General features: G+C 74.8%; 11 protein-coding genes. 7 read left to right on the top strand and 4 right to left on the bottom strand.

The window, feature by feature from the left end; translation table 11 throughout:
- Positions 1-800 (top strand): AraC family transcriptional regulator (locus JWR81_RS16080; protein ID WP_297652588.1); only part of this gene is annotated, 800 nt, incomplete at its 5' end.
- Positions 801-826: 26 nt separating this feature from the next.
- Here the strand turns inward: JWR81_RS16080 and JWR81_RS16075 are convergent.
- The 3 genes from JWR81_RS16075 to JWR81_RS16065 are packed head-to-tail and all read right to left on the bottom strand — an operon-like array spanning position 827 to position 5454.
- Positions 827-1810, bottom strand: coding sequence for a phosphotransferase (locus JWR81_RS16075; RefSeq protein WP_297652585.1), 984 nt, complete (start codon positions 1808-1810; stop codon positions 827-829).
- Positions 1811-1856: 46 nt separating this feature from the next.
- Entirely contained in the window at positions 1857-2291 is a 435-nt protein-coding gene (locus JWR81_RS16070) for a hypothetical protein (RefSeq protein ID WP_297652582.1), read from the bottom strand.
- 34 nt (positions 2292-2325) lie between these two features.
- Positions 2326-5454, bottom strand: a complete 3129-nt coding sequence (locus JWR81_RS16065; RefSeq protein WP_297652580.1) for a BTAD domain-containing putative transcriptional regulator — start codon at positions 5452-5454, stop codon at positions 2326-2328.
- Positions 5455-5551: 97 nt separating this feature from the next.
- Between JWR81_RS16065 and JWR81_RS16060 the strand changes: the two genes are divergently transcribed.
- The 3 genes from JWR81_RS16060 (at position 5552) to JWR81_RS16050 (ending at position 7966) form a co-directional block, all read left to right on the top strand.
- Complete coding sequence (locus tag JWR81_RS16060) at positions 5552-5911, top strand: cupin domain-containing protein (RefSeq protein ID WP_297652578.1); 360 nt, start codon at positions 5552-5554, stop codon at positions 5909-5911.
- 151 nt (positions 5912-6062) lie between these two features.
- The gene (locus tag JWR81_RS16055; RefSeq protein ID WP_297652575.1) at positions 6063-7019 is read left to right on the top strand and encodes a class I fructose-bisphosphate aldolase; all 957 of its coding nucleotides are present in this window, start codon (positions 6063-6065) and stop codon (positions 7017-7019) included.
- Between the two features lie 23 nt (positions 7020-7042).
- Positions 7043-7966, top strand: coding sequence for a class I fructose-bisphosphate aldolase (locus JWR81_RS16050; RefSeq protein ID WP_297652572.1), 924 nt, complete (start codon positions 7043-7045; stop codon positions 7964-7966).
- A gap of 25 nt (positions 7967-7991) precedes the next feature.
- Here the strand turns inward: JWR81_RS16050 and JWR81_RS16045 are convergent, their stop codons facing one another.
- Entirely contained in the window at positions 7992-8936 is a 945-nt protein-coding gene (locus tag JWR81_RS16045) for a phosphoribulokinase (protein ID WP_297652569.1), read from the bottom strand.
- A gap of 123 nt (positions 8937-9059) precedes the next feature.
- On the opposite strand from JWR81_RS16045, the gene JWR81_RS16040 reads away from it, so the two are divergent.
- The 3 genes from JWR81_RS16040 to JWR81_RS16030 all read left to right on the top strand — a co-directional run bounded on the left by JWR81_RS16040 (position 9060) and on the right by JWR81_RS16030 (position 11960).
- Entirely contained in the window at positions 9060-9734 is a 675-nt protein-coding gene (locus JWR81_RS16040) for a response regulator transcription factor (RefSeq protein ID WP_297652566.1), read from the top strand.
- A complete protein-coding gene (locus tag JWR81_RS16035) occupies positions 9731-10921 on the top strand; it encodes a GAF domain-containing sensor histidine kinase (RefSeq protein ID WP_297652563.1) in 1191 nt (396 codons plus the stop codon). The genes JWR81_RS16040 and JWR81_RS16035 overlap by 4 nt, the downstream gene beginning before the upstream one ends.
- A 142-nt stretch (positions 10922-11063) precedes the next feature.
- On the top strand, positions 11064-11960 hold the full coding sequence (locus tag JWR81_RS16030; RefSeq protein ID WP_297652558.1) for a LysR substrate-binding domain-containing protein: 897 nt from the start codon (positions 11064-11066) through the stop codon (positions 11958-11960).
- The last annotated feature ends 16 nt before the right edge of the window (positions 11961-11976 follow it).

Here is an 11976-nt window from a genome sequence, read left to right as displayed (position 1 = left end):
ATGTCCACATGCGCACGACCGACGCCAGCAACTACCACGTGAACATCGCACTGACCGGCGTCACGGAGTCGCGATGCGGCCACCGCGACAAGGTGGCGGCCACCTCATCGGACCGTGCGGCGATCTTCATGCCCGGTTCGCCCGCCGACATCCACTGGGGGGCCGGCAGCGCTCAGCTGTGCCTGATGCTGGCCCGCCAGGCCGTCGATCGCGAGCTCGAACGGCTACTCGGACGGGAGCTGAGGAAGCCCCTGGAGTTCACCGTCGCCATGGACATCACCAGCGCGGATGCGGCCGGCTGGCTGAGCACCCTCGATGTGCTGGAGCGTGAGACCGCCCGCCCGCATGGTGTGACCAGCTTCCCGCTCGCCGCGGCGCACCTGGAGAGCCTCATCATCGACGGGCTCCTCCTGACCCAGCCGCACAACTACAGCGACGCGCTCACCACGGCGACGTCGGCGCCGTGCTCCCGTGCAGTGCGTCGGGCGGCAGACCTCCTCAACGACCAGCCCGACCTGCCGTGGTCGACCGCGAAGCTGGCCGGCACGGTCGCGGTGAGCGCCCGCACCCTGCAGGAGGGATTCGCTCGCTCGTTCGGCATCCCGCCGATGACCTACCTGCGGAACGTGCGTCTCGACCGGGTCCACGCCGAGCTCCTGGACTCGACGTCCACGACCAACACCATCAGCGCGATAGCCGCTCGATGGGGGTTCCTCCACGCCGGCCGGTTCGCCGCCGCGTACAAGCGGAGGTTCGGCTGCTCGCCCTCCCGGACGAGGCGGGGCACGATCACGATCTGACGCGGGGAGCACCCGGCCCCGCCCGCTCAGAGCCATCGGGCACCCTCGACGGCGCGTCGGCACCACCAGTGCAGTTCCGCGTCGCTGCCGAGGGCCTTCTCCCAGCCGAAGATCACCAGGGCGCCGAGCAGGCAGATCGCGACCTGCCGTTCGTACCAGGGAGCGGTGTCGACGCCGTGGCGTTCCAGCGCTGCCCGGAACTCGGCGATCGTCGCTTCCTTCGAGGTCGGCAACCGGGAGCTGTTGAGCACCAGGTACCAGGCCAGCTCGTAGCAGGGCGGCGCCTCTCCGGGGTAGGTCCAGTCGAGCAGGACGGTGCGGCCGTCGCGGCCGGTGCCGACGTTGCCCAGTTTCCAGTCGCCGTGCACGAACGTCATCGGCGTCGACGCGACGGCGGCGACGAGCGGGCCCGGGTCGCGGCGCAGTGCGTCGACGACGTCGCGGACGGGGCGCGGGGCGCGTTCGGCGAAGCGTCGCCAGCCCTGCTCGGCGATGCGGGGCACGAGGTCGGGCCAGCCGCGGGCGGCCTCCGCGGCGAGGCATGCGGGGCCGAACCAGCCCCAGCGCGCGGCGAGGGGCACCAGCCCGACGGTGTCGCGCCACCCGAGCATGCGCGCGGACAGCCCGGCGATGTCGGCGAGGTGGCGGCTGTGGGTCGGATGGTCGAGCGGGGTGTCGCCCGGCGGGGTGAGGTCGGCGCCGACGTCGCGCATCAGGATCGCGCCGCCCCAGCCGTTGCGTCCGAGTCCGCCCGCGACCGCGACGGTGGCGTGGTCGATCCGCTCGGGGTAGCTGTCCATGAGCCCGGCCGCCCACACCTGCACCGGGTGGCATCCGACGTCGTGGTTGAAGCGCATCGTCCAGTCCCGGTCGGGGTGGACGTGCTTGAGGACGTGCGGCACCCCGTCGACGACCACCCGTTCGAAGCCCGATCCGGACTTCGAGTCGCTCGTCAGGAACGGCTCGCGGTGTGACGCGCCGGCCAGCAGCTCGTCGACCGAGGATGCCACCGGTCGCGACACGAGGGCCGGCGTCCGTGTGGTCTCAGTGGGCGTCTCAGTGGGCATGACGGGCCTGCTCCATCTCGGCGAGCAGGTCGGCCGGCCAGCGGCCGCCGCACCAGACGTGGTCGGAGGCGATGGCGCGGGTGGCGCCGTCGACGTCGATGACGTGGACGTGGCGCCCGGTGTGCCCGACACCGTCCTCGGTCCAGGTGAGGGTGTACTCGACGACCTCCCCGGTGGCGGTCGGGAGGCGGCGCAGGTCCTCGAAACGGGCGGGGTGGTGGAACCAGCGGCCGTACTCCTGCGCGATCGCCTCCGGCCCCAGGGCGGTGAGCCTCCAGCCGGGCACGACCGCGTCCAGCACCGCTCCCGGTGCGTAGTGCGCGGGCGAGACCGAGCCGCGCAGGACGTCGGACAGGAAGCCGTCGACGGCGGCCGATGTGGCGGTGGGGGCGGACGAGCTGACGGGTGCTGTTGTGGGTGTCATGCCCGGGAGCGTCGCCCGGCGGGTTTGCGATCTGTTAGCGGCTCGGCCGGCCCGTGTCGCCCGCCAGCTCGGTCAGCCGGCCGATCGACACGGCGTGGCCTCCGTCGCGGGCCGGCGCGAGAGCGGCCCTCGCCTGCGCGGAGGTGCTCGGATCGGCCCGGGCGGCGAGCAGCTCGACCCGCGCCAGCCGCGCCTCGTACTGCCCCAGCGGCGGCCCCAGGCCCAGTGCCCGGGCGACCACCTCCTCGACGCCGCGCAGCTCGCCTCTCGCGATCGCGACCAGCGCCGACCGCGCCGCGGCCCAGGCGGCGAACAGTGTCAACGACTCACCTGCGGCCGCGCCCGACGCCGCGAACGCCGCTGCCGCGTCGTCGAGCTCCCCGGCGGCGACGAGCGCGATACCGACGGCGCGGTACGCGGTGGCGGTCCAGCCCCGGTGACCGAGGCCGCGGGCGATCGTCAGGGCTTCGCGGGCGTCGGCCCCGGCCTCGTCCGCGCGGCCGAGCCCGGACAGCGCTTCCGACCGGTGCCACAGCGCGTAGGCCTGGTTCTCCGGCGCGTCGAGGTCGCGTGCCAGCGTGAGCGCGGCCGACGCCTCGCCGAGCCCGGCATCGGGACGGCCCATGAAGACCAGCCCGTGCCCGCGCGTCGAACGGGGCGTGACGACCCGCAGCAGCTCTCCCGAGTCGGTGAACAGCTGCGCCACCCTCCCGAAGACCTCGACCCCGTCGGTGATCCGGCCGTTCAGGAAGGTCGCCATCGCCCGGCCGTCGAGGATCCGGGCGACCCCGCGGCCGTCGCCGAGCATGCGGTAGAGGCCGAGCGCGGACTCGGCACGCTCACCCGCGCGGGCCGGCCGCCCGAGGTTCATGTCCAGGATCGCCGCCGTCTCCAGCGCGACGGCCCGCGCCGGATCGTCCTCGCCGGTCTCCACGAGCGCGAGCTCGACCAGCTCGGATGCCCGCCGCGGATCCTGCGCACCGAACGTGAGCATCGCCAGCCGGGACAGTCGCCGGGACCGGGTGGCACCGGGTCCGGTCAACGCGAGGGCGGCCTGCAGGTCGGTGGTCGCGCCCGGTTCCCCGTGCGCGGCACGGGCCTCGGCTCGGACGGCGAGCAGATCAGCGCGCAGCGGCGCGCGCGGATCGAGGGCCAGCCCGGACTCGGCCAGCCCGGCGGCCTCCCGGGTGGCATGGGCGGTCAGCGCGTGATCCGCGGCCAGGACGAACGTCCGCGCGGCCGCCGTGGTGTCACCCGCCCCGTGGTGATGCCGGGCGATCTCCGACGCGTCGGCGTCCTCGGCCTCCAGCGCGGCGGCCAGCAACGCGTGCAACCGGCCCCGCTCCGCGTCGGCGATCCCGGCGGTGACCGTCTCGGTGACCAGGTCGTGTGCGGTGGCCCAACCCTGCTCGCCGAGCCGCACCAGCCCGGCGGCGACCAGCGTCGAGAGCGCCTCGAGCACCGCACGGCCGTCCAGACCGGCAGCGGCCGCGACCGTGCCGGCCGGCACCTCCCGGGCCAGCAACGCCAGCAACGCCAGCACCTGCACACGGGCTCCGGTCTGGCGTTCGGCCCGGCGCCGTACCGCCCGCCGCTGTCCCGCCCGCCCCAGCTCCGCCGCGAGCACCGCGGCGTCCCGCGTGCGCGGGGTCCATGCGCCCCCGGGTGCGGGAGTGAGCACCTCCCGCGCGGCCAGCTCCCGCAGCACCTCGGCGACCGCGAACGGTGTGCCGTCGGTGGCCGCGAGCACCGCCCGCGCCAGGGCCTCGTCACCGACGAGCCGTTCGACGGCCCCGACAGGCAACGGTCCGACGACGACCTCGACGCCCTCGCGAGCGCCCCGCAGCTCGGCGACCGCGCCGGCGGGGAGCTCGTCGGGGCGGAACGCGAGCACAGCGGCCAGGCGTGACAGCCGGGCCAGCACCGAGCCGAGCAGGGCGAGGCTGCTGGGGTCGGCCCACTGCAGGTCGTCGGCGACCAGCAGCGCACCGTCGCCGGTGGCGGCCTCCACCACGCGCAGCCCGCCCGCCAGCAGCAACGCCCGCCGGCTCTCCCCGTCCAGGACCACGCCGGGGTCGTCACCGAGCTCGGGCAGGAGGTCCGCGAGCGCCGCACGTATCCGGGCGGGGAGACCGCCGGCCACCGCGTCGTCGTGAGCCAGCGCCTCGCGCAGCAGCGACCGCGCCAGTCCCCACGCCTCGGCCCGCTCCGGCTGGAACGCCCTCGCCGCGATCACCGGCTGCTGCACGCCCTGCACCAGCTCGGCGACCAGTCGGGACTTCCCCGCACCTGCGACGCCGGCGACCGTCACGACCCCGCGCGCGGCCACCACCGCCCGCATCCGGGCCAGCTCCGCGTCGCGCCCGACGAACGTCAGCTCACCGAAGACCGCGGGCCGCGCCGGAACGGGCACCGCGACCCGCGGGGCCGCCCGCACCTCCCCGCGCAGCACCGCTACCTGCAGCTGCTCCACCTCCGCCGACGGGTCGACGCCGAGCTCGTCGGCCAACCTCGCCCGCAGCTCGGCCAGCCGGGCCAGCGCGCCCGCCGCATCACCCGCCGCCGCCAACGCCCGGGCCAGCACCAGCACCCCCGACTCCCGCAACGGCGCGGCGGCCACCACATCCGCCGCCCAGCTCGCGGCGCGCCGGGCATCACCGAGCGCCAGCGCGGCCACCGCAGCCCGCTCGCACACCTCCATCCGGGCCGCGTACAACCGGTCCCGGGGCTCGCGGGCCCACTCCGCATAGCCGTCCTCGGCCAGCGGCTCACCCCACAACGCCAACGCGGCAGACCCCGCCCGCACCACCGCCGCGTGGTCCTCCCCCGCCGCGCGGGCCTGCTCCAGCGCGGCGAAGAACTCCGCGACGTCCACCGAGCAGCCGGCGCCGAGCGCGTACCCACCGGTGCCCGTCAGGATCACTGACGGATCACCCAGAGCCCGCCGGGCCCGGTTGACCAGGACACCCAGGTTCGCCGCGGGGTCGGCCGGGAGCCGGTCGGGCCACAACGCCTCGGCCAGGGCATCGTGGCGCACCAGGTCCGGACGCCGCACCGCGAGCACCCGCAACAACGTGCGCACCTTGCGGCCACCGAACGCCGCGGGCGGCACCTCCTCGCCGTCGAGGCGTACCTCGAACCGCCCCAGCAGCTGCAGGTGCACCCCGCGCATCATCCTCGACCGCCACCCAACCGCAAGGTCGCTCTCCTACCGTCGTCCCCGCCGGCACGACCCCGGCCAGACAACCCAGGAGGACATCATGGGAACCCCTTACGAGCAGCAGGACTTCGCCCATCCCACCGAGACCCGCGAGTTTCCCCACGGGCGGCTCGACCTGCTGCACATCGGCGGCGCCGACATCGGCCGGCTGACCCTGCAGCCGGGCTGGCGATGGTCCGACGACGTCAAACCGATCGCCGGCACCGACCTGTGCGAGGCCCCGCACTTCCAGTACCACGTGTCCGGCACGCTGCGGATCCAGACGGCCGACGGCGACGAGTTCGACGCCGTCCCCGGTCAGGTCACCGCCCTGCCCTCCGGACACGACGCCTGGGTGGTCGGTTCTGAACCCGTCGTCGTCGTCGACTGGTGGGGCGCGTCCGACTACGCCCGGGGCTGAAACGCTCCCGGATCCACGCCGTGTCCTCGGCATCGAGGGCGCGGCGCGGCGCCGTCCGGACCCGGGTCACCCGCGGCCTCCCCCGGACAGGGGGAGCGCACGGAGCGGCTGACCAGCCACGATGCGGCCGGGGACGCTGAGGGAGGCGCGGATGGACACAGTTCAGCGGCGATTGCGCAGGCTGTTCGCCTTCCGCAGGGGCGTCCTCGCCGTCGACACCGGACCCGCGTCGCTGGCGGCGCGCTTCCGGGCCGCCTGCGTCGTGCCCTCGGCGCAGGCGGTGCGCGACTACCGGGCGATGCTGCTCGGCGCGGACGACCTGGCGAGCACCGTCAGCGGCGTCGTGCTGCCCCCCGAACTGTTCGATGCGGCGCCGCACGGACGCTCGCTCCCCGAGCGGCTGCGCGCCTGCGGGATCCTGCCCGGAGTGCGCGCCGACACCGGTCAGGAGCAGCTGACCGCGAGTCCCGGCGACCGTGTGACGTCGGGCCTCGACGGGCTGGCCACCCGCCTGTTCCGGCTCCGCGAGCTCGGAGCGGCGTTCGCCGTCTGGAGCACCGTCGCAGGCTCGGAGGTCGGCGACCGGAGCATGCAGGTCCTCACGGCCAACAGCCACGCCGCCGCGCGGTTCGCCCACCTCTGCCACGATCTCGGCCTGGTCGCGGTGGTCAGGGTGGGCACCAGGGTCGGTGACGCCGCGGGACCACGCCGCGATGCGACGATGGCCGCGGCGCTGCTCAGCGTCGGCGGGCACTTCGACGACCAGGACGTCGACACGGCGGCGGTGGTGATCTGCGCCGAACTGGGGTCGGACGGAGGCCGCGACGTCGCCTCCAGGCCGTTGGCGGTACTCCCAGGCCGCCTGGGCGGGGTCCTGCTGAGCGGCCGCGGCGCCGCGGTGGCCGACGCGACCGCCGCGGTCGCGGCCGGGGTCGCGTTGGTGCCGCCGTGGCCGGTGAGCTTCTACGCCGGTCGGCACGTCACCGTTCCCGCGTTGCAGGCCTGGCGCGGAGGCGCAGGCTCGGTCGCCGATGGGCAGCGGGCGTTGCTCGGCGGCCTGGAGGCCGTGTCGGCCGCGGCGGCACCCGCCGTGCGGGCCGGCTGGTGACCGGTCCGGAGATGTGCACGCGCGTGCTGGTGACCCGCGGCCGTGGAGTACTCGGTCTCGACCGCCCGTGTCCGGAGATCCACGCGATGCTGGCGCGGGCCGGGGCCGGGGCGACCGAGGAGCGCTGCCGCGAACTACGTGCCCTGGCGCTCGCCGCACCCGGCCTCGACCGGGTCATCGGCGGGTTGCTGGTCGGCCCCCACGCGGTGCGGGCCGCGGTGGCCGCCCGGCGGGGGCCCGCGCTGCAGGTCGGGGTCCGGATGCCCGCCGACGCCCCCGACGGCCCTGACGACCTGGCCCGCCACGTCGCCCGGCACGTCGCCGACGGTGCGAGCTTCGCCTGCCGCGCGGTGCAGATGGCGGACGACCGGCCGGACGCGGTCCGGGAGGTGGCCGAGTGGGCGGCCGCCTGCAGGCATGGCGGCCTGGTGCCCCTGCTGGGCTGCAGGTCGACGACGCCACCCCGCTCGGGGCTGGCCGAGTCCGAACACGCGCACACGACCGCGATCGCGGCGGTGATCACCGCGCTGCACCGGGCCGGCGTCGACCCCACGACCGTGCTGCTCGGCGTCCGCCCCGTCGTCCCCGGTCACCGGTCCTGGCAGGCCGACGCCGCCGAGGACGTGGCCGTGGCGACGGTGCGGAGCCTGCGCGAGGCCGGAGCGTGCGCGGTGGCGGGTGTGGTGGTCTCCCCGCCACGGCGCGATCGCCAGCTGGCCGCCCACCTGAGCGCGATGCAGTGGCTGCGCCCGGGATGGCCGATCGGGTTCTGTCTGGGCACGACGGTGCTGGCACCCGTGGCGGCGGTGTGGCGTGGCCGTCCCGATCGCGTCGGGGCAGCGCAGCGTGAGCTGTGCCGTCGCTTCACCGCCACGTCCGCCGTGCTGCGCGCGGGAATGCGCGAGCTGCCGGTCCCGAGGGCGCGTCCGGTGGATCCCGGTCGATGAGAGCCCTACCGCGTCGATGAGAGCCCTACCGCGCCGCCTCCAGGACGTGGTGCAGCAGGAGCAGCTGGGTGATCGCCAGCGGCTCGCTGCGGATGCCGGGACCGAGCTGCCCGAGGCACTCCGGGCCGGGCCCCGGCTGCCCGGTCGACGCCCAGATCGCCCGCTCGACGGCCAGGCTGTCCTCCTCCGGCACGTAGCCGTGGACGTGCAGCGTGTCGACCGGGCGTCCGTCGGTGTCGCGCGCCAGCTTGAGGTGAACGGCCTTCCGCATCCCGGGTGCGAGCACGGCGCCCAGGTCGGGATGGCGGACGGTCGGGCGCAGCATCAGCTCCACCGACAGCGGCGTGGACGGCGGGTCCGCGCGGCCCGGGATCGGCGCGAACCGCACGACGATGTCGGCGTGCTGGCGCTGCGGGCGGATGAACGCCTCCGACTCGGGCTCCCGGTGCTCGAGCTCGTCCAGTACCTGCTCGGTCGTGTACCCGCGCTTGCGGGTGTCGCGCTGCACCTTCCACCCGCGCCGGATCTCCTCCGGGGGATCGAGGTAGACCGTGACGTCGAAGCAGGCCCTGGCCAGCTTGGTGTGCAGCGGCAGCAGCCCTTCCACGATCACGAAATCGTTCGGTTCCACCAGCTCGGGCCGGGCGAGCAGGCCGGTCGCGTGGTCGTAGACCGGCTTGAGGATCGGCGCTCCGGTGGCGAGCAGCTGGAGGTGCTGCTCCATGATGTCGACGTAGTTGCAGTCCGGGTGCAGCGCCGTGAACGGCAGGGTCCGCCGCTGCTCGCGGTCGTAGCGGTGGTAGTCGTCGGTGCACAGCGACACGCAGCGGTCGCGGCCCAGCGCCTCCACGAGTCCCTCCGTGAGCGTGGTCTTGCCCGCCGCGCTGTCCCCGGCGATCGCCAGCAGAACCGGACGCGCGCCGCGCGCGGGTTCGCCGGCGCGGTGGATGCGCACTGCCTTGTCGGGCACGGAAGCTCCTCGCGTCGGGAACCCCGACGCTAGGTGTGCGCCGCGCGCCCCGTCTCCCCCGGAGCGGGGGATGTCGGGGGGAACTCCGCCCTGACCTACCCGCAAGCGGCCTATCGTCGATCCATGTCATCGCCGTCACCCCCGAAGGGGCCGATCCGCGTCGTGCTCGTGGACGACCACGAGATGGTCGTGGCCGGGCTCAAGGCGATGCTGACGCCGTTCCGGGGCCGGGTCCGCGTGGTGGGCGAGGCGATCGGGGCCGAGGGCGCCGTCGCCGTGGTCGAGGGGCTCGAGCCGGACATCGTGCTCTGCGACGTCCGGATGCAGGGCACCAGTGGGCTGGACCTGTGCCGGACCCTGCGCGAGCGCGACGCGGAGCGCAGGGTCGTGCTGCTGTCGGTCTACGACGACGAGCAGTACCTGTTCCAGGCGCTTCGGGCCGGAGCGTCGGGGTACCTGCTCAAACGGATCACCGGTGAGGAGCTGGTGCGCCAGCTCGAGCTCGCGCACACCGGCGTCACCGTCATCGACACCGCGCTGGCGGGCCGCGCCGTGGACACGGCCGCCCGCCTGCAGAGCAACGAGTTCTGGCCCGGCGCCCGCCTCGGGCTGACGCACCGGGAGAGCGAGGTGCTCGCGCTGATGGTCACCGGGCTGTCCAACCGCGGGGTCGCGGGACGGCTCGTGGTGAGCGACGAGACCGTCAAGAGCCACCTGCGCGCGATCTACCGCAAGCTCGGCGTCAAGGACCGGACGGGTGCCGTGGCCACCGCCCTGCGCGAGGGGATCTTCCGGTGACCTCCTCCCTCGGTCTGGCAGATCCCGAGAGCGAGAACGCGCTGCTGCTCGGGATCATCGAGGCGATCTCCACCGGCCCCGAGGTGGAGCCGCTCGCGGCCGCCGTGGCGGCGCTGATCACGCAGGCCACCGCCACCGACGTCTGCTTCGTCCACGTCCTGGACGATGCGGGGCGCTCGCTCACGCTGGCCGGCGCGACCCCGCCGTTCGACGGGCAGGTGGGCGTCGTCCGGCTGCCGATCGGCTCCGGCGTCACCGGCTGGGTGGCGAGCCACCGGGCGCCGGCCGTGATCGTCGAGGACAAGGAGTCCGACCCCCGCTACCTGCCGATCCCCGCGTTGCACGGCACCGACTTCACCTCGATGGCGTCGGTGCCGATGGCCACCGGGCCGGCGGGGCTGGTCGGCGTGCTCAACGTGCACACCGTGGCGCGCCGGGAGTTCACCGACCGCCACATCCGGCTGCTCGTCGGCATCGGCGGGCTGGTGGCCGGGGCGCTGCACCAGGCGCGGACCCACCGCAGGCTGATCGCCCGCGAGCGGGCCCACGAGCGCTTCACCGAGCAGGCGATCGCCGCTCAGGAGGCCGAGCGGCGCAGGCTCGCGGGCGACATCCACGACGGCATCTCCCAGCGCCTCGTCACGCTCTCCTACCACCTCGACGCCCTCGGGCACGCCCTGCACGACCACCCCGCCGAGGCCGCCGAGCAGCTGCGTCTGTCCCGCGGCCTCGTCGACCTCACCCTCGACGAGGCGCGGGCCGCGATCGGCGGGCTGCGCCCCCCGGTGCTCGACGACCTCGGCCTCGCCGGTGGGCTGGCCAGCCTGGCGCGCTCGCTGCCCGGCGTCGACGTGCACCTGGAGCTGGCCGACGAACGGCTGCCCGAGCACGTCGAGATCGCGCTGTACCGGATCGCGCAGGAGTGCCTGCAGAACATCCTCAAGCACGCCGGGGCGTCGACGGCCCGGCTGGAGTTCCAGGTGACGCCGGCCCGGGCGCGGCTCGCCGTGTCCGACGACGGCGTCGGTTTCGAGTCGGGCGGTGACGACGGCGGGACCGGCTACGGCATGCGGTCGATGACCGAACGCGCCGAGCTGGTCGGAGGGTCGCTGCACGTAGTCTCCCGGCCGGGTTCCGGCACCACCGTCACCGCTACCGTGCCGGCCAACAGTCAGCCTTTCGCCTAAGGCTCAACCCGAGTCTCTTGATGAGATGCTGTCTTTCGGCGCCTACGCTCAGAGCCATGACGGGCCGGTGGAGCGTAGGAGTGATCGACGAGGCCGCCGACCTGCTCGCCGGCCGCGTGTTCGGGAACGGGACGATGGACACGTGACGACCACCGGACGGTTGCGTACGTTCGTCGCGCTGGCCGACACCGGTTCGGTGCGGGCCGCCGCGCAGCAGCTGGTCGTCACCGAGTCGTCGGTGTCGTCGGCGGTCAGCGCGCTGGCGGCCGAGGTCGGTGTCCCGCTGATCGCCAAGAACGGCCGGGGCGTGCGCCTGACCCCCGCGGGCGAGCGGTACGCGAGCTACGCCCGGAAGATCCTCGGCCTGTACGCCGAGGCCACGGCGGCGGCGCACGACGTCGCCGAGCCGGGACGCGGGACCGTCCGCATCGCCGCGGTCACCACCGCGGGCGAGCACGTGCTGCCGGCGTTGCTGGCCTCGTTCCGCGCCCGGCACCCCGGCATCGAGTTGCGGCTCGACGTGGCCCCGCGCGCCGCGGTCTGGCCGATGCTGGCCCACCACGAGGTGGACCTGGTGGTGGCAGGCCGCCCCCCTGACGGCCTCGCCGGCCGGACCAGGGCGGCCAGCCCGAACACCCTGGTGGTGGTCGGCCCGCCCGCCGACGCGCCGGGATTCCGCCCGGACCTGGCCACCTGGCTGCTCCGCGAACCCGGCTCCGGGATACGCGCCACCACCGCGTTTCTGCTCGAGCACCTGGACGCCGATCCCCGGCAGATGACGCTCGGCTCCCACGGGGCGGTGGTGGCGGCTGCCGTGGTGGGGCTCGGCGTCACTCTCGTCTCCCGGCAGGCGGTGCGTGCGCAGATCGAGGACGGCAGCCTCGTCGAGCTGCCGGTGGCGGGCACGCCCCTGCAACGTCCCTGGCACGCCGTGAGCGGGTGCGACCCCACGCCGAGCACCGAACTGCTCGTGCGCCACCTGCTGGCGCACCCCGAGCTGGGCTGGCGGCCACCGCCGTCCGATCAGGGCCAGGAGTAGCCCCGTCCGAGGAGGA

The sequence above is a fragment of the Pseudonocardia sp. genome (assembly GCF_025965585.1).
Taxonomy (GTDB): domain Bacteria; phylum Actinomycetota; class Actinomycetes; order Mycobacteriales; family Pseudonocardiaceae; genus Pseudonocardia.
This window is presented reverse-complemented; position numbering and strand designations above follow the sequence as displayed.